This window comes from Xanthomonas sp. LF06-19 (assembly GCF_034105425.1).
Taxonomy (GTDB): Bacteria; Pseudomonadota; Gammaproteobacteria; order Xanthomonadales; family Xanthomonadaceae; genus Xanthomonas_A; species Xanthomonas_A sontii.
In genome coordinates this window covers 130,648-147,933 of record NZ_JAXGGH010000001.1, presented here as the reverse complement: position 1 = coordinate 147,933, position 17,286 = coordinate 130,648, and the positions used below count along the sequence as shown (strand labels likewise).

At 69.5% G+C, this 17,286-nt stretch carries 11 protein-coding genes; 3 read left to right on the top strand and 8 right to left on the bottom strand.

Going from position 1 to position 17,286, the window contains the following annotated elements; translation table 11 throughout:
* The first annotated feature begins 7 nt into the window (after positions 1–7).
* Positions 8–1,648, top strand: coding sequence for an acyl-CoA dehydrogenase family protein (locus SLW55_RS00640; RefSeq protein WP_320744303.1), 1,641 nt, complete (start codon positions 8–10; stop codon positions 1,646–1,648).
* 1,172 nt (positions 1,649–2,820) lie between these two features.
* Here the strand turns inward: SLW55_RS00640 and SLW55_RS00635 are convergent.
* The 6 genes from SLW55_RS00635 to SLW55_RS00610 all read right to left on the bottom strand — a co-directional run bounded on the left by SLW55_RS00635 (position 2,821) and on the right by SLW55_RS00610 (position 8,240).
* Positions 2,821–3,183, bottom strand: coding sequence for a hypothetical protein (locus SLW55_RS00635; RefSeq protein ID WP_017916930.1), 363 nt, complete (start codon positions 3,181–3,183; stop codon positions 2,821–2,823).
* On the bottom strand, positions 3,180–3,725 hold the full coding sequence (locus SLW55_RS00630) for a polymer-forming cytoskeletal protein (protein ID WP_295919171.1): 546 nt from the start codon (positions 3,723–3,725) through the stop codon (positions 3,180–3,182). Before SLW55_RS00630 ends, SLW55_RS00635 begins: the two co-directional genes overlap by 4 nt.
* 104 nt (positions 3,726–3,829) lie before the next feature.
* Positions 3,830–5,539 carry a diguanylate cyclase gene (locus SLW55_RS00625; RefSeq protein WP_320744302.1) on the bottom strand — a complete coding sequence of 570 codons (1,710 nt, stop codon included), beginning with the start codon at positions 5,537–5,539 and terminating at the stop codon, positions 3,830–3,832.
* A gap of 127 nt (positions 5,540–5,666) precedes the next feature.
* The gene (locus SLW55_RS00620; protein ID WP_152237942.1) at positions 5,667–6,020 is read right to left on the bottom strand and encodes a hypothetical protein; all 354 of its coding nucleotides are present in this window, start codon (positions 6,018–6,020) and stop codon (positions 5,667–5,669) included.
* Positions 6,021–6,600: 580 nt separating this feature from the next.
* A complete protein-coding gene (locus SLW55_RS00615) occupies positions 6,601–6,942 on the bottom strand; it encodes a hypothetical protein (RefSeq protein WP_048490955.1) in 342 nt (113 codons plus the stop codon).
* A gap of 122 nt (positions 6,943–7,064) precedes the next feature.
* Complete coding sequence (locus SLW55_RS00610; protein WP_017914368.1) at positions 7,065–8,240, bottom strand: thiolase family protein; 1,176 nt, start codon at positions 8,238–8,240, stop codon at positions 7,065–7,067.
* 204 nt (positions 8,241–8,444) lie between these two features.
* Between SLW55_RS00610 and SLW55_RS00605 the strand changes: the two genes are divergently transcribed.
* Entirely contained in the window at positions 8,445–11,270 is a 2,826-nt protein-coding gene (locus tag SLW55_RS00605; protein WP_320744301.1) for a S8 family serine peptidase, read from the top strand.
* Between the two features lie 127 nt (positions 11,271–11,397).
* Here SLW55_RS00605 and SLW55_RS00600 read toward each other — a convergent pair whose 3' ends face one another.
* Together SLW55_RS00600 and SLW55_RS00595 are read right to left on the bottom strand one after the other, a co-directional pair.
* Positions 11,398–12,498, bottom strand: a complete 1,101-nt coding sequence (locus SLW55_RS00600; RefSeq protein ID WP_017908213.1) for a Glu/Leu/Phe/Val dehydrogenase dimerization domain-containing protein — start codon at positions 12,496–12,498, stop codon at positions 11,398–11,400.
* A 466-nt stretch (positions 12,499–12,964) separates the two neighbouring features.
* Positions 12,965–13,282, bottom strand: coding sequence for a hypothetical protein (locus SLW55_RS00595; protein ID WP_226978689.1), 318 nt, complete (start codon positions 13,280–13,282; stop codon positions 12,965–12,967).
* Between the two features lie 218 nt (positions 13,283–13,500).
* Here SLW55_RS00595 and SLW55_RS00590 point away from each other — a divergent pair, with 218 nt between their 5' ends.
* Complete coding sequence (locus SLW55_RS00590) at positions 13,501–17,163, top strand: methylmalonyl-CoA mutase family protein (RefSeq protein WP_320744300.1); 3,663 nt, start codon at positions 13,501–13,503, stop codon at positions 17,161–17,163.
* Positions 17,164–17,286: the final 123 nt, after the last annotated feature.

Sequence of the window (17,286 nt, the reverse complement as noted above, 5' to 3'; positions counted from 1 at the left end):
GAGATGCATGCACACGGACCTGCCGGCGTTCGCCACGCATACGGTCGAGAATCAGCCGCCGCCGTTCGAACCGCGCGATCTTTGGGCCGGCGACGCGGTGCTGCGTGAGGCCTGCGCACGCGAGGGCGCGGACGGCTTCGCGGCGACGCTGGCGCAGTACGGCGTGCTGGCCGGCGATGCGCTATATCGGCTCGGCTTCGACGCCAACCGCGACCGTCCGCGGCTGCGCACGCACGACCGCTACGGCCACCGCATCGACACGGTCGAGTTTCACCCGGCCTATCACCAGTTGCTGGACGCGGCCAAGCGCCATGGCGTGGCCGGGCTGTCCTGGCACAGCCCGCAGCCGGGCGCGCATGTGGCGCGTGCGGCGCTGAGCTACCTGCACCACCAGGCCGAAGCCGGCACCAGTTGCCCGCTGACCATGACCCATGCCGCGGTCGCGGTGTTGCGCCAGGACCCGGCCTTGCGTGAGTGGGCCGACAAGGCCGCCGCACCGCACTACGACCCGCGCGATGTGCCGATCGCCGACAAGGCCGGCATCACCCTGGGCATGGGCATGACCGAGAAGCAGGGCGGCTCGGACGTGCGCCGCAACGCCACCGTCGCCACGCCGCTGGACGGCGCCGGCGCGTACAGTCTGGTCGGGCACAAGTGGTTCTTCTCCGCACCGATGTCCGACGGCTTCCTGGTGCTGGCGCAGGCGCCGGGCGGCCTGACCTGCTTCCTGCTGCCACGGCGCCTGCCCGATGGGCAGCTCAACGCGCTGCGGCTGATGCGGCTGAAGGACAAGCTGGGCGACTGGTCCAACGCGTCCAGCGAAGTCGAGTTCGCCGGTGCCTGGGCGCAGCGCGTCGGCGAGGAAGGGCGTGGCGTGGCGCGGATCATCGGCATGGTGATGCTGACCCGGCTCGACTGCATGCTCGCCGCCGCCGCGCAGATGCGCATGGCGCTCGCCCAGGCGCTGCACCACGCGCGGCATCGCATCGCGTTCGGCAAGCGCCTGGTCGAGCAGCCGCTGATGCGCAACGTGCTGGCCGATCTGGCCCTGGAATCGGAAGCCGCCACCGCGTTCGCGCTGCGCGTGGCCCGCGCAGTGGACGCGGCCGACACCGATGCCGCCGAGGCCGCATTCGCGCGCATCGCCACCGCGCTGGGCAAGTATTGGCTGTGCAGGCGCGCGCCGGCCTTCGTTAACGAGGCGCAGGAATGCCTGGGCGGCGCCGGCTACGTCGAGGAGTCGATCCTGCCGCGGCTGTACCGGCAGGCGCCGCTGAATTCGATCTGGGAGGGGAGCGGCAACATCCAGTGCCTGGACGTGCTGCGTGCGCTGGCGCGCGAGCCGGCCAGCGCGGCCTCGGTCCTGGCGGAGCTGCAGACCGCGGCCGGCAGCGACCGGGCCTATGACGCGGCGCTGGACGCACTGCGCGCGTCGCTGTCCGGCAACGCCGAAGTGGACGAGTACAGCGCACGGCGCCTGGCCGAACGCGTCGCGCTGGCCTTGCAGGCCGCGCTCCTGCTGCGCAGCGGCAGTCCGGCCGCCACTGTGTTCGTGCAAAGCCGACTGGCCGGCGCGCATGGCCTGGCGTTCGGCACGCTGGAGCCGGGTGTGCCGGTCGAGGAACTGCTGATGCGTGCGTTGCCGTAGGCGTGTGGCATGCCGACGCACCGCGCCGTCGCCAAGTGGGAAATGAGTGGGCCGGCACTTCCTTCTCCCTCCGGGACCACGGCCCCCTTTTTGGGGGAAGGTGCCCCGAAGGGGCGGATGAGGGTACGGCTGCCAGCCTAGTCAGGCAGCAAGTGCAGCGATCACCGGCGTCGCGCGACCGTACCCTCACCCCAACCCCTCTCCCGACGGGAGAGGGGCTCAGCTTCTGCAATGCCATGAGCTGCGGTATGAAGGCCAGCGCGCCCTCGACATGTGGAAAAGCGGGCTAGCCGGGACTTCCTTCTCCCTTCGGGAGAAGGTGCCCCGAAGGGGCGGATGAGGGTACGGCGGCCAACGTAGCCACGCAGCAAGTGCGGTGATCAGAGGCGACGCGCAGTCGTACCCTCACCCCAACCCCTCTCCCGGTGGGAGAGGGGCTCAGCTTCCGCGATGCCTTGGGCTGCGCTATGGAGGCCAGCGCGCCCTCGGCATGTGGAAAATTGGGCTAGCCGGGACTTCCTTCTCCCTTCGGGAGAAGGTGCCCCGAAGAGGCGGATGAGGGTACGGCGGCCAGCGTCGCCAGACAGCAAGTGCAGCGATCACCGGCGTCGCGCGACCGTACCCTCACCCCAACCCCTCTCCCGACGGGAGAGGGGCTCAGCTTCTGCAATGCCATGAGCTGCGGTATGAAGGCCAGCGCGCCCTCGACATGTGGAAAAGCGGGCCGGCACTTCCTTCTCCCTTCGGGACCACGGCCCCCTTTTTGGGGGAAGGTGCCCCGCAGGGGCGGATGAGGGTACGGCTGCCAGCCTAGTCAGGCAGCAAGTGCAGTGATCACCGGCGTCGCGCGACCGTACCCTCACCCCAACCCCTCTCACGACGGGAGAGGGGCTCAGCTTCTGCAATGCCTTGGGCTGCGCTATGGAGGCCAGCGCGCCCTCGACATGTGGAAAAGTGGGCCAGCACTTCCTTCTCCCTCCGGGACCACGGCCCCCTTTTTGGGGGAAGGTGCCCCGAAGGGGCGGATGAGGGTACGGCGGCCAACGTAGCCACGCAGCAAGTGCGGTGATCAGAGGCGACGCGCAGCCGTACCCTCACCCCAACCCCTCTCCCGACGGGAGAGGGGCCAGGCTCCTACGAATCCCCAATCCCCAATCCCAGCGCCACAGACGCTAATGCTTTCCGCGCTTCCCACCCCGCACCGGCGTCGCCTCGACCGAGAGCGTGAAACTGCGCTCCTCGCCGTCGAGCATGGCGCCGACGCCGACCAACTGGCGCTTGATCTCCTCGCCGCGGCCGTTGCGGATGCTCACCAGCACGGTGTACTCCCAGGCGCTGCCGTCGGCCGGGTGGCGGATGCTGCCCTCCACCCGTAGCGGCACCAGCGCCGACGGCGCCGACTGCTGCAGCACCGCCGAATCGAAGCGCAGATGATGCTTGCACGCCGGGCAGACGCTGGCGCTTTCGAGAATGGTGGCCTTGCAGTGCGGGCAGGTCCGGGTCGCCCCCGGACTGCCGGGACGCGGGCTGCTCATGCGCCGGCGTCGGACTCCGCGGGCTTGCCGCCCTTGCGGGCATGTTTGTCGTCGTCCCAGCCGAAGTCGGCCTGGCCGCGCATGCGCGAGCCGGCGGCCACGGTCAGCGAGCCGGCCTTGACGTCGCCGATCAGCGCGCCGGACGCAAGCAGCTCCACCCGCGAGGCGGATTCGATGTTGCCCTCCAGCTCGCCGGCGATCACCACCTTGTCGGCGCGCACGCCGCCGCTGAGCTTGGCGCCGGTCTCGATGGTGAGGTCGCCCTGCACATTGACGTCGCCCTTGAACTTGCCGGCGATGCGGATGTGGCCGGTGCCCTCGATCTTGCCCTCGATACTGATGTCGGCGGCGATCAGCGATTCCTTCGCGGCGGGTGCCGGCGCAGCGGCGCGGGCGGCAGGGGCGGCGGCGGCGACCGCGGCGAGCGGTTCGCCTGGGGCGGCATCGCCCGCCGGGCGCGGCTCCGGCGGCAACGCGCCGTTGCCGGGAACGGGCGGCAGGCCATCCTTGCGCGCAGGACCCTGGTCTTTCCAGATGGACATGGGCTGTCGTCTCCAGTCGGGGGAAGCGCGACTATCGCCGCTCTATCGCGTCGGTTTTGTGACGCTTTCTTCAAAACGGCGGCCCGACTGCGACCGCCGCCGGTTCAGCCCATGCCGTCCAGCGTCGGGTCGTAGGCCTGCATCTGGTTGCGGCCGCAGCGCTTGGCCCGGTACAGCGCCGCATCGGCCTTGCGCAGCAGGGTGGTGGCGACCACGCCGTCGCGCGCATAGCTGGCCACGCCGATCGACATGGTCACCGCCGGCAGCGCCTTGCCGTCCACGGTCGCGCTCAATTGCTGGGCAGCGCTGCGGATCTGCTCGGCGATGGCCTGCGCCTGTTCCGGCCCGGTCTCCGGCAGGATCACCGTGAACTCCTCGCCGCCGTAGCGGCAGGCGATGTCCTCGCCGCGCAGCCGCGTCGACAGCATCTGCCCGACCGCGGCCAGCAGGGCGTCGCCGCCGCCGTGGCCGTGCAGGTCGTTGAACTGCTTGAAGTGGTCCACGTCCAGCATCAGCAGCGACAGCGGCATCTGCCGGCGCCCGCAGCGCGCCAGTTCGTGGTTGAGCGATTCTTCCAGGTAGCGCCGGTTGAACAGGCCGGTGAGCGGGTCGCGGATCGACTGCAGGCGCAGCGACTCGCGCAGGCGCAGGTTGCTCAGCGCCAGCGACAGCTGCTCGGCGGCGGCCTCGGCGATGGCGATGCGCGGCAGCGCGCCGGGGCCGCGCCCGGCCAGGAACACGAAGCCCAGTTGGGTGCCCTGTGCCGACAACGGAATGCAGGCGGTGCTGGCGCCGGCCGCGTAGGGATCCTCGCGCAGATGCGCGCAGACCGAGTCGTGGCCCTGCGCGTGCACGAAATGGCTCTTGTCGCGGCGCAAGGCCCAGCAGTCCTGCGGCGCCACCGCCGGCTCGCTGCCGACCGGCGGCTGGCCCCAGCTGACGATTTCCTCGGCACGGTCGCGCGAGGCGCGCAGCAGATAGACGCTGCCGCCGGCGTCGGGCATCAGCGCGGCGAGCAGGCGCGCGGTCACTGTCAGCGCCTCGGCCGGTTCGGCACAGCTCTGCAACAGGCCGGTATAGCGGCTGAGCGCGTTGAGGTCGGCACTGGTGCGCTCCAGCTCGTTGATGCTGGCTTCCATCCTCTCATTGGCGATCGAGGCGGCCTGTTCGGCGTTGCTGCGGTTACGCAACTCGCGGAACAGCAGCGCATAGACGACGCCGACGCTGCCCAGGCCGAACGGAATGCCGGCCAGGGCCAGGGCAAGCAACATGTCGGCGCTGCGCTGGTTGGACGTGTCGCGGCTCTGCAGCAGTTGCAGTTCCACGTCGGTCATCTGCTGCACCTGATCGCGGACCGCGCTGGAGCTCTGGTACACGCTGGGCGCCATCGCCCGCTGCAGCGCTTCCAGGCCGTCGCGCTGGTACACCGCCAGCATCTGCCGCATCTGCACCAGCCGCGTGTTCGCCAGTTGCTCCAGCATCTGCACATTGGCGATCTGCACGGGATTGTCGGCGACCAGCTTGCGCAGTTGCGCCAACTGCCGCGGCACGCGTTCGGCGCTGTCGTAGTAGAGGCTCAGATAGGCCTGGTTGTCGGTCAACTCGTAGCCGCGCAACGAGGATTCGGTCATCAGCAAGGTCGATTGCACCTCGTCGATGTTGCGCAGCACTTCGTGGGTGTGGGCGACGCGTGCGGCATCGGAGATGGCGCGCTGCGCGCCATAGAAAACGCCGACGCCGATCAGGACGAAGACCGCGGCGGAGAACAACAGGGCTAGACGGGTCCTGGCCCGCACACGTTGGAGAATCGGCATCGCAAAAGTCTACTGTGACGTCGCAAACGCCTTGGACCGGCGTCACAAAAGACGCCCTGCCGGCACAGCGCGCGGCACGCGCTGCGCGGCAGAGGCCGCCCCCGCATGCACGGGGACGGCCAATGACTCAATGCTGCTCGCGGTCGCCGTTGTGCGGATCTTCGTTGGCGTTCTCGCGTGCCTTGTCGGCGACTTTCTGCGCCGCATTCGCCGTGGCCTCGCTGGCATCGGCCGCCATCTCCTTGGCTGCGGCCGAGGCATCCTGGACGGCATCGGAGTTGGCCGCACGGTGCGCGGCATCGCGCGCGTCGGCGGCGACCTCGCGCCCGGCCTGCGCGACCTCGCCGGCGGCTTCCTTGGCCGCTTCGCCGGTCTGTTCGGCAGCGACCTTGGCGTCGCGTTGTGCCTGCTGCGATTCGGGACCCTGGCAGCCGGCCAGTGCGAGGGCGCCCAGCAGGGCCACGATCGGGGTCTTGTTCATGCGGCTTCTCCGTCCACGGGTGGGTGACGCGGCGCAGCCTAGGCGGACGCGCATGCAGCCTGCGTCAAGGCGAAGCGGTGGCGCGGGGCAGTGTTCAGGAAGGAGCTGTCGCTGGTGGGGGAGGCGCCGTGGGGTGGGAGCCAGGCACTGCGATGCGCGCGGCTGCCGTCGCATGCCGGCGATGCGGGCCATGCGGATGTGCGGCGTCGGCGCGTACGCGCCGCACGTGCATGGCGCGTGGCAGCGGTGCGCATCGCCCGCCGCGGGCGGCGATGCGGCGCGTCGTGCGGGTCATGCGTCGCGCTTGCATGCGCGCTACGCGTGGACGACGCAATGGCGCGGACAAATCCTGTGTGCGGGGACGCACGCTTGCGAGGCGACGTCAGTGACGTCAGCGACGGACGACGGCGCGGCATTCGCGCGAGGCGACATGCATGCGTCGTCACCTAGTCGCCCTCCGGCAACAGGCTGTGCCGGCACGCTGGTGGCGCCGTTGCCGTGCTGCCCGGCAAACGCCAGGCAAAGAAAAAGCCGCTGGCGGACCAGCGGCTCTTTCAGGACTGCAAAAAGCAAGAAGTGATTACTTCTTGGCTTCCTGAGCAGCGTCCTTCGCCTTGTCGGCGGTGTCTTCCGCAGCCTTGGCGGTGTCGGCAGCCTTGTCGGCAGCGGCATCGGTCGGGGCAGCGGCGGCAGCGGCCGAAGCGTCGGCAGCGGTGTTGGCGGCGGTCGCGGCGGTGTCGGCAGCGGCCTGAGCGGCGTCGGCGGTCGGGGCGCCGGCGGCAGCCGACTGGTCGGCAGCAGCCTGCGCGTCGGTGGCGGCTTCGTTAGCCGAAGCGGCGGCGTCCTGGGCCTGCTCCTGCTTCGAGCACGCGGCCAGGGCCAGGCCCAGGGCCATTGCGATCAGCAGCTTGTTGATGCTCATTGTGTCTATCCTCGTCGTTTAGTTAGGCAACGCGCGAATGCGCGCCCTCAACATGATGACAAGCCAAAGTCGGCTGTCAAGCGCACGCGCATTCATTTTTGTGTTTCAGGGGTTAATCCCAATCAAATCAATTCGATGGCGACCGCTGTCGCTTCGCCACCGCCGATGCATAGCGTCGCGATTCCGCGGCGGCCGCCACGGCTGCGCAACGCATTTAGCAATGTCACCAGCAGCCGCGCACCGGAGGCGCCGATCGGATGGCCGAGCGCGCAGGCGCCGCCATGAACGTTGACCTTGGCGTGGTCCAGGCCCAGTTCCTTGATCGGCACCATCGCCACCACGGCGAAGGCTTCGTTGATCTCGAACAGGTCGACGTCGTCCAGGCTCCAGCCGACCTGGTCAAGCAGCTTGCGGATCGCGCCCACCGGCGCGGTGGTGAACCATTCCGGCGCCTGCGAGAAGGTCGCATGGCCGACGATTCGCGCCAGCGGCGCGACGCCGCGGCGGGCGGCCTCGTCGGCGCCCAGCAGCACCAGCGCGGCGGCGCCGTCGGAGATGCTCGAGGAGCTGGCCGCGGTGACCGTGCCGTCCTTCTTGAACGCCGGCTTCAGCGCCGGGATCTTGGTCACGTCGGACTTGCCCGGCTGCTCGTCGCTGTCGACCCGTACCTCGCCCTTGCGGGTGGCCACGGCGACCGGGACGATCTCGTCGGCGAAGGCGCCATCGCGCTGCGCGGCCTGCGCGCGGTTCACCGATTCGATCGCGAACGCGTCCTGGTCCTGGCGGCTGAAGCCGAACTTCTCCGCGGTGGCCTCGCCGAACACGCCCATCGCCTGGCCGTCGTCGGGATTGGTCAGGCCGTCCCAGGCCATGTGGTCGACCGCCTGGAAGTTGCCGTAGCGGTTGCCGGTACGCGAGTTCGGCAGCAGGTGCGGCGCGTTGCTCATCGATTCCATGCCGCCGGCGACGACGATGCTGGCCGAACCGGCCTTGATCAGGTCGTGTCCGAGCATCACCGCCTTCATGCCCGAGCCGCAGACCTTGTTGATGGTGGTGGCGCCGGTGCCGTCGGGCACGCCGGCCGCGCGCGCGGCCTGACGTGCCGGGGCCTGGCCGAGGTTGGCCGGCAGCACGCAGCCCATGATGACTTCGGAAACGTCGGCGGCGGGGATGCCGGACTGCTCCAGCGCGGCGCGGATGGCCGCGGCGCCCAGCGTCGGCGTGGGCACGCCGTTGAACTGGCCCAGGAACGCGCCGATGGCGGTGCGCTTGGCCGCGGCGATGACGATCTCGGTCATGGCAAACCCTTACGAAAGTGGTGTGCCGATTATCGGCCGCGGCGCGGGTTCTGCCAATTGCGTCCACTGCCGGGCCAGTCCTATGGTTTGCATTCCCGTGTAGATTTGACGTAGTTCAGCGCCGTCGTAGGCGGCCGCTAACGTGGGCAACACCGGCCGTATGGCCGGCAGACGACATTTGAGGGGAAGAACATGCGGGCATTGATGGCACGGTCGCTGCTGGCGGCCGCGGTAGCGGTTGCGCTCACCTCGTGCGGTGGCGGCGGTGGCGGTGGCGGCAATCTGACCCATGGCAGCCCGCCACCGACCTCGCCGCCTCCGCCCCCACCACCGCCGCCTCCGCCGCCGCCGCCGACGTCGCCACCTCCGACCTCGCCGCCGCCGCCCCAGCCGGCGTTCGACGCGCACCTGACCCTGACCAATACGCTGGCCGCGCACAACGCCGGCTACGACGGCAGCGGTTACCGCATCGGCGTGGTCGACACCGGCGTCAACCGCAACCATCCGGCCCTGGCCGGGCGGGTGGTGTCGAACCTGATCTACGTCGATCCGAGCCAGAACAACACCAAGGTCGACGACGTCGACGGCCACGGCACCACCGTGGCGCAGCTGGCGGCAGGCAAGTCGGTCGGGCAGTGGCCGGGCGGCATCGCGCCGGGCGCGCAGATCGTGTCCGCGCGCATCATTTCCGATACGCCGCCCAAGGACGACGGCAGCGGCAGCGGCAACCAGGTCAGCGGCGGACTGGGCCTGACCCAGGTGCACCAGGACCTGATCAATGCCGGCGTCAAGGTGATGAACAACTCCTGGGGCGGCATCTACTGGACCGACCTGAACTCGACCAATGCCATCGCCGCCGAGTACCGCCCGTTCGTGCTCGGCAACGGTGGCCTGGTGGTGTTCGCGGCCGGCAACGAATCCAAGTCCACGCCCTCGGACATCGCTTCGCTGCCCAGCAAGGCGGGCCCCAACGGCACCCTGCCGGCGGCGGACCTGGAGCGCGGCTGGCTGGTGGTGGCGGCAACCGATTCGAGCACCGGCACGCAACTGGCCTCTTACTCCAACGCCTGCGGCGCGGCGATGCGCTACTGCCTGGTCGCGCCCGGCACCGAGGTGTTCGTCGATCCCAAGGCGACCACCTCTACCAGCAACCCCGACTACTACTACGGCAGCGGCACCTCGTTCGCGGCGCCGCTGGTGTCCGGCGCGGCGGCGCTGGTCTGGCAGGCCTTCCCGTACTTCACCAACGATCTGGTCCGGCAGACCCTGCTCGGCACCGCCACCGACCTGGGCACGCCCGGCGTGGACGCGACCTTCGGCTACGGCCTGCTCAACGTCGGCAAGGCGGTGCAGGGACCGGGCCGCTTCGACTGGGGTGACGTGACGGTGGGATTCACCGGCAATTCGACCTGGGCCAACAACATCGCCGGCAGCGGCGGGCTGATCAAGCAGGGCAGCGGCACGCTGAATCTCAGCGGCACCCAGAACACCTACAGCGGCGACACCCAGGTGCAGGGCGGCACGCTCAGCGCGGCCAGCCTGGGCAGCTCGAACGTGGCGATCAGCAATGGCGCCACCTTCGTCGGCGCCGGCGCGCTCGGCGGCAGCGTCGCCAATGCCGGCACCTTTCAGGTCGGTGCGGCCACGCTGAGCCTGAGCGGCAACTACGTGCAGAGCAGCAACGGCCGCCTGGCGCTGCTGGTCGGCGACAAGCTCTCGGTCGGCGGCAGCGCCACCCTGCAGGGCGGTTCGCTGTACGTGCTCGGCAAGCGCGACTACGTGGTCAACAACACCGCGTACACGGTGCTGCAGGCCAACGGCGGGCTCACCGGCACCTTCGCCTCGGTGACCACGCCGTCGAACGTGTTCCTGACCTCGTCGCTGTCCTACGACGCCACCAGCGCCTCGATCACCGTGCAGTCGCTGAGCGTCACCGCGGCCGCGGCCAGCTTCGGCAACATCACCGCCGCCACGCTGGCCTCGGCGACGCGCGTGGACGCGGCGTTCGCGCAGCTCAACACGCAGCTGAGCCACGACCCGGCCACGGTCGATGGCGCCCTGCTCAAGGCGGCCGGCGCGGTGCAGCAGTCGCCGAGCGTGGCGGCGGCGTCGGCAACCCTGCGCAGCCTGTCCGGCGAGGCGCATGCCGCGGCCACCGCGATGACCTTCGACACGATGGATCTGCAGCGGCGCGCGCTGTCCAGCCGCTTCGATACGCTGGTCGACCAGCCGCGCGCGGTCGGTGCCTGGAGTCAGCGCCTGGGCGAGACCGGGCAGGGCAGCTTCGCCGGCAGCCAGTTCCAGCTCGATGGCTGGCTGATGGGCCAGGACCTGCGTCTGGGCGAGCACGCGGTGGCCGGCTTCGCCTTCGGCGAGAGCCGCGCCAGCGACGCCGGCAGCCTGGACCGCAGCCGCAACCGCCAGGTGCAGGGCCAGGCCTATCTCGGCGCGATGGCGGGCAATGCGTACGCGCTGGCGCAACTGGGCAGCGGCCAGTACCAGCGCCAGCTCGACCGCAGCCTGCTGCTCGGCGACACCGTTGCCGACGCCTCCAGCCGTTATGCCGGTCGCTTCCTGTCCTCCAGCGTGGAGGTCGGCTATCGGCTCGGGCGCGGCCCGGCGTGGCTGACCCCGTATGCCGGCGCCGACTACAGCCGCATCGACAGCGATGGCTTCCGCGAACAGGGCGGCGATGGCTTCGGGCTGATGGCCGGTGCCGCCAGTTCCTCGCGCAGCCAGGCGTTGGCCGGCCTGCGCGGCGGATTCGGCGGGCGCGGCTGGTCGCTGCAGGGCTATGCCGAGTGGCAGCAGACGCTGGCCGCGCAGGGGCTGGACCGGCAGGCCAGCTTCGTCGGCGTGAACGCGTGGGCGCCGCTGGTGGACCTGCAGCCGGCGCGCTCCGGCGGCCTGTTCGGCGCCAGCCTGCAGACGCGCTGGAATGGGGCGTTGCTGGGGCTGGGTTACGACCAGCGCTTCGGCCCGCGCGGCGACGACCGCGCGGTGTCGCTGCGCTATCGCCTGGGCTTCTGAGTTCCGGTGCCCGAACCGGCGCGTGCTGCGCCGGTGCGGGGTCGATCAGTCAGTCAAGCAGGGCCGGGACGTCCCGGCCCTGCGATCTGCGGCCTCCCGCCTGCGGCGCAGGCGGCGGCGCGAGGCATCACTCGCCGCGCAGGTGGCCCATCGAGCGCGGTGCGGTACGGCCCAGCGGCAGCTTGAGCTTGCCGATCGCCTGCATGCGCGCCTCGGCGATGCGGTCGGCGGCCTGTTGCGGCGGAATGTTCTCGCGCTCGGACAGGTCGAAGATCTTGCCGAGGTTGTGGTACATGCTGCGGATCAGCCGCATCGCGCGTTCGCGGTTGTAGCCGTCGATCTCCAGCGACACGTTCATGACGCCGCCGGCGTTGACCGCGTAGTCGGGCGCGTAGAGGATGCCGCGGCGGTGCAGTTCCTCGCCGACCGCGGCATTGGCCAGTTGGTTGTTGGCGGTGCCGCAGACGATCTTGACCTTGAGCCGCGGCAGCTTGGCCTCGTCGAGCGCGCTCTCCATGGCGCACGGCGCCAGCACGTCGGCGGCGACGTCGTAGATATCGTCCGGGTCCACCGCTTCGGCGCCGTATTCGGCCACCGCGCGCGCGACCAGCGCCGGGTCCAGGTCGGTCACGAACAGCTTGGCGCCGCGTTCCTTGAGCAGCTTCACCAGCTCCATGCCGATGTGGCCCAGGCCCTGCACGGCGATGCTGGTCTTGCCGATCTCCTCGTGGCCGAACTTGCGTTGCAGCGAGGCCATCAGCGCCTGCAGCGCGCCGTAGGCGGTGAACGGGGCCGGGTCGCCGGAGCCGCCGTGCACCTGGTGCACGCCGGTGACGTACTCGGTCTCCAGGTAGATCTGCTCCATGTCGTTGACGTCGGTGCCGACGTCCTCGGCGGTGATGTAGCGGCCGCCCAGCGAATCGACGTAGCGGCCGAAGGCGCGGAACAGCGCTTCGGACTTGTCGCTCTTCGGGTCGCCGATGATCACCGCCTTGCCGCCACCGATGTTGAGCCCGGCCAGCGCGTTCTTGTAGGTCATGGTGCGGCTGAGCCGCAGCGCGTCCTGCAGGGCGGACTCGGTGTTGGCGTAGGGGCGCATGCGCACGCCGCCCAGCGCGGGGCCGAGCACGGTGTTGTGGATGGCGATGATCGCCTGCAGTCCCACGTCGCGGTTGTGGCAGAAGACGACCTGTTCGTGGCCGGTGTTGGCTAGCGTTTCGAAAAGCATGGGGGCTCCGCTGGCGTTGCAGGTGTCGGACACCATGATCCAGGAACGTGCCTGGTGGGTGGCGCAAAACAAAAACGCGACGGTTCCGGAACAGGCCCTGAGCGTCGCGATGCCGACATTTTAAAGCAATTGCCGGCCGCCGGTGCGATGGCGTGGTGGCCGGGCGGGGCGGGCATCTCGTGGCGCTGTGCGACGCCACAGGCGGTGTGTGCGCGTTCGCCGGGAGGCGCATGAGTCGCGGGAGAGGGCGGTTTTGGCGCCGGGCACATAGGGGCGGGCGGCGCGATGTGGCCTGGGTCGGTCCCGCGGTCGCGGTGACCGATGCTGGTGCGGCGGGAGGAGGCGCACGTTGGCGCCATGGGCGGCAGCGATTGTTGACGCCTTGCCGCGGCCAAGCACGCCGCGGCGGCGTTGCCCGCGATCGCCGCCGGCACGGCGATCGCGGGCCTGGTTCGGGGAGCTGGGATTAGTGGCGTGCCCAATAGCCGGCGTGGAAGCGATAGGCGGGGCCGTAGTGCTCCCAGCGCGGGCCGACGTAGACGTAGCCCGGCCGTTCCACCACGTAGCGGCCGGCGACCCAGACGTGGTGGCGTCCGTTCCATTGCCAGTAGCCGGGCATCCAGACATAGCCGGGCCGCACCACCACCCGTTCCACCCGAGGCGGCGGTGGCGCGGTGCGAACCGACAGTTCCACCACTTCGCGCGCCTGCGCGGGCGCGGCGGCCATGGCGCCGGCGAGCGCGCCGCCGAGCAGGGTGGCCAGCAACAAGGGACGAGCGAACATGCGATGTCTCCGAAGGCATCGGCGGGCTGCCGACGCGGGAGGAAACGCCGCGACCGGCACGGTTGTTGACGCGTTTCCGAGGGCGTATTCATGCAGCGGATAGCCAGGTGCGACGTCGCGTACGCGGTTTGCCGCCCACGTGCGCATGCTGCAGCGCAACCTGCCCGTGTCGCGCTGCGCGCCTAGAATCGCGGCATTCTCTTTTCGATGTCCGCACGATGAGCCTTCCCGCGTCCCGCGTTCCGTTGCCGCAGACCGACGCCAGTCCCCTGCGTTTCGTCACCGCCGCCAGCCTGTTCGACGGCCACGATGCGGCGATCAACATCATGCGCCGCCTGATCCAGGCGCAGGGCGCCGAGGTGATCCATCTCGGCCACAACCGCAGCGTCGAGGACGTGGTGCGCGCGGCGCTGCACGAGGACGCCGACGCGATCGCGCTGTCGTCCTACCAGGGTGGGCACGTGGAGTACTTCAAGTACATGGTCGACATGCTGCGCGAGCGCGGCGCCGGCCATGTGCGGGTGTTCGGTGGCGGTGGCGGCACCATCACGCCCGAGGAAATCGCCGAACTGCAGGCCTATGGCGTGGAGCGCATCTACCACCCCAACGACGGCATGAAGATGGGCCTGGTGGAGATGATCGAGGACGTGGTGGCGCGTGCCGGGCAAGGGCGCGAGACCGCGGCGGAGGCGCGTGGCGCGACGCCGGCCGGCTCCCCGCTGCCGGACATCGACGACGAGATCGGCATCGGCCGGATGCTGTCGGCGATCGAGGACGGCGCGTTCTCGGAGGCGGAACTGGCGCTGTTGCGCAAGCAGTGGCAGTCCGGCACGGCGTCCGCGGCGGAGTCGCGCAGTCGGCGCGCCGCGCCCGTGCTCGGCCTCACCGGCACCGGCGGTGCCGGCAAGTCCTCGGTCACCGACGAACTGCTCAACCGCTTCCTGGCCAGCTTCCCGCAGATGCGCATCGCGGTGGTCTCGGTCGACCCGAGCCGGCGCCGCACCGGCGGCGCGCTGCTCGGCGACCGCATCCGCATGAACGCGCTGCGCAGCCCGCGCGTGTACATGCGTTCGATGGCCACGCGGCGCCAGCACGCCGCCACCAACCGGGTGCTGAAGGACTGCATCGCGTTGTTGAAGGCGGTCGGCTACGACCTGGTGATCGTGGAGACCGCCGGCATCGGCCAGAGCGATTCGGAGATCGTCGATCTGGTGGATTTCCCGGTGTACGTGATGACCAGCGACTACGGCGCGCCGAGCCAGTTGGAGAAGATCGACATGCTCGACTTCGCCGAGTTGGTGGTGCTGAACAAGTACGACCGGCGCGGCGCCGAGGACGCGCTGCGCGACGTGCGCAAGCAGTGGCGGCGCAACCGCGCGGCGTTCCAGCTGGAGGACGAGGCGGTGCCGGTGTACCCGACCATCGCCAGCCAGTTCAACGACCCGGGCGTGAGTTGGATGTTCGTCAACCTGTGCCGCCTGCTGCGCGACAAGCTGGCCACGCCGGCCGATGCCGCCGCCGGCCCGCCGGCGCACTGCGATTTCCGCCCGCAGCTCGACACCACGCTGAAGGAGCCGCGCGCCACCGTGCTGATTCCCGGCGCACGCGTGCGCTACCTGGCCGAGATCGCCGAGCAGGGCCGGGCGATCAATGCCGGGGTGCTGCGCCAGGCCGAGGCCGCCGACCGCGCGCAGGCGTTCTGGCAGGCGCTGCACGAACTGCAGGATCCGCAACTGCCGGCGCAACTGGAACTGTATGCCGACGGCTATCTGCATGGCTCTGCAATAGCATATGCGCGCGATGCTGCGGCTCCTCCGAATACGTTTATCGGTCAGTCGAATATAGTTCGGAGTGGTAATCGTGTGGCGGCGACCACTTATGCAAATGCCGAGCCAAGTTATCCGTTGCAACAAGTCGATCAAACCCTATTGTTGCTGCGCCAGCGCTACAACGATGCGCTGCAGTCGCTGTCCAGCGAATCGCTGAAACTGCTGCGCGAGTGGCCGCAGCGGCTGAAGTCGATCACCGACCCGGTCACCGAATACGCGGTGCGCGGCAAGCCGATCCGGGTGGAGAACTACCGGGAGTCGCTGAGCCACCAGTCCATTCCGAAGATCGCCGCGCCGCGCTACAAGAGCTGGGGCGAACTGCTGACCTTCCTCGGCAAGGAGAACCTGCCCGGCAGCTATCCGTACACCGGCGGCGTGTATCCGTACCGGCGCACCGGCGAGGATCCGATCCGCATGTTCGCCGGCGAGGGCACGCCCGAGCGCACCAACCGGCGCTTCCACTACCTGAGCGTCGGCCAGCCGGCCGCACGCCTGTCCACGGCCTTCGACAGCGTCACCCTGTACGGCGAGGACCCGGCGCCGCGCCCGGACATCTACGGCAAGATCGGCAACTCCGGAGTCAACATCCCGACCCTGGACGACATGAAGAAGCTGTACTCCGGCTTCGACCTGTGCGCGCCGACCACCAGCGTGTCGATGACCATCAACGGTCCGGCGCCGATGATCCTGGCGATGTTCATGAACACCGCCATCGACCAGCAGGTGGAGAAGTATCTGAAGGCCGACGCGCAGCGCTGGGCCCAGGCCGAGCAGACGCTGGCCCGGTTGTTCGAAGGCCGCGAACGCCCGCGCTATCACGGCGAGTTGCCGCCGGGCAACGACGGCCTCGGCCTGGCCCTGCTCGGGGTCAGCGGCGACCAGTTGCTGGACGCGGAGACCTACGCGCAGATCAAGGCGCAGACCCTGTCCAGCGTGCGCGGCACGGTGCAGGCCGACATCCTCAAGGAGGACCAGGCGCAGAACACCTGCATCTTCAGCACCGAGTTCGCGCTGCGCATGATGGGCGACATTCAGCAGTATTTCGTCGAGCAGAAGGTGCGCAACTTCTACTCGGTGTCGATCTCCGGCTATCACATCGCCGAGGCCGGCGCGAACCCGATCAGCCAGCTCGCCTTCACCCTCAGCAACGGTTTCACCATCGTCGAGTACTACCTGGCGCGCGGCATGCACATCGACGATTTCGCGCCGAACCTGAGCTTCTTCTTCAGCAACGGCATGGACCCGGAGTACACGGTGATCGGCCGGGTGGCGCGGCGGATCTGGGCGCGGGCGATGCGCGAGCGCTACGGCGGCAACGAGCGCAGCCAGATGATGAAGTACCACATCCAGACCTCGGGCCGTTCGCTGCACGCGCAGGAGATCCAGTTCAACGACATCCGCACCACGCTGCAGGCGCTGTACGCGCTGTTCGACAACTGCAACAGCCTGCACACCAACGCCTACGACGAGGCGATCACCACGCCGACCGAGGAAAGCGTGCGCCGCGCGGTGGCGATCCAGATGATCATCAACAAGGAGCTGGGGCTGAACTTCTGCGAGAACCCCTGGCAGGGCAGCTTCATCGTCGAGCAGCTCACCGACCTGGTGGAAGAAGCGGTGTACAAGGAGTTCGAGGCGATCAGCGAGCGCGGCGGCGTGCTCGGCGCGATGGACACCATGTACCAGCGCGGCAAGATCCAGGAAGAGAGCCTGTACTACGAACACAAGAAGCACGACGGCAGTCTGCCGCTGGTCGGGGTCAACACCTTCCTGCCCAAGGAGCATGCCGGCGAGACCGCGACCGAGATCGAGCTGATCCGCTCCACCGAGCAGGAAAAGGATCAGCAGATCGGCAACGTGCGCGACTGGCAGCAGCGCCGCAACGCGCTGGCGCTGGCCGCCAGCGGCGCCGGCCTGGGCGCGCTGCAGCGCACCGCGCGCGAGCGCCGCAACGTGTTCGCGGCGCTGATGGAGGCGGTCAAGACTCACAGCCTGGGCCAGATCAGCCATGCGCTGTATGAGGTGGGCGGCGAGTATCGGCGCAACATGTAGGTGCCGGCGTCGGCCAGGGTGCCTGCCGCGTGCGCTTCTGCGGCGCCGCGCCAGCGCATGCGGCAATCTTGCGGCCGCGGCCCGGGCGGTCTCATAGTGTCCCATCGACTCACGCAGAGGGTG

What these genes read in the sequence shown, in the direction of transcription:
- SLW55_RS00640 (WP_320744303.1), top strand. Translation starts at nt 8, where the DNA reads ATGCACACGGACCTGCCGGCGTTCGCCACGCATACGGTCGAGAATCAG.
- SLW55_RS00635 (WP_017916930.1), bottom strand. Translation starts at nt 3,183, where the DNA reads ATGAGCAGCCCGCGTCCCGGCAGTCCGGGGGCGACCCGGACCTGCCCG.
- SLW55_RS00630 (WP_295919171.1), bottom strand. Translation starts at nt 3,725, where the DNA reads ATGTCCATCTGGAAAGACCAGGGTCCTGCGCGCAAGGATGGCCTGCCG.
- SLW55_RS00625 (WP_320744302.1), bottom strand. Translation starts at nt 5,539, where the DNA reads ATGCCGATTCTCCAACGTGTGCGGGCCAGGACCCGTCTAGCCCTGTTG.
- SLW55_RS00620 (WP_152237942.1), bottom strand. Translation starts at nt 6,020, where the DNA reads ATGAACAAGACCCCGATCGTGGCCCTGCTGGGCGCCCTCGCACTGGCC.
- SLW55_RS00615 (WP_048490955.1), bottom strand. Translation starts at nt 6,942, where the DNA reads ATGAGCATCAACAAGCTGCTGATCGCAATGGCCCTGGGCCTGGCCCTG.
- SLW55_RS00610 (WP_017914368.1), bottom strand. Translation starts at nt 8,240, where the DNA reads ATGACCGAGATCGTCATCGCCGCGGCCAAGCGCACCGCCATCGGCGCG.
- SLW55_RS00605 (WP_320744301.1), top strand. Translation starts at nt 8,445, where the DNA reads ATGGCACGGTCGCTGCTGGCGGCCGCGGTAGCGGTTGCGCTCACCTCG.
- SLW55_RS00600 (WP_017908213.1), bottom strand. Translation starts at nt 12,498, where the DNA reads ATGCTTTTCGAAACGCTAGCCAACACCGGCCACGAACAGGTCGTCTTC.
- SLW55_RS00595 (WP_226978689.1), bottom strand. Translation starts at nt 13,282, where the DNA reads ATGTTCGCTCGTCCCTTGTTGCTGGCCACCCTGCTCGGCGGCGCGCTC.
- SLW55_RS00590 (WP_320744300.1), top strand. Translation starts at nt 13,501, where the DNA reads ATGAGCCTTCCCGCGTCCCGCGTTCCGTTGCCGCAGACCGACGCCAGT.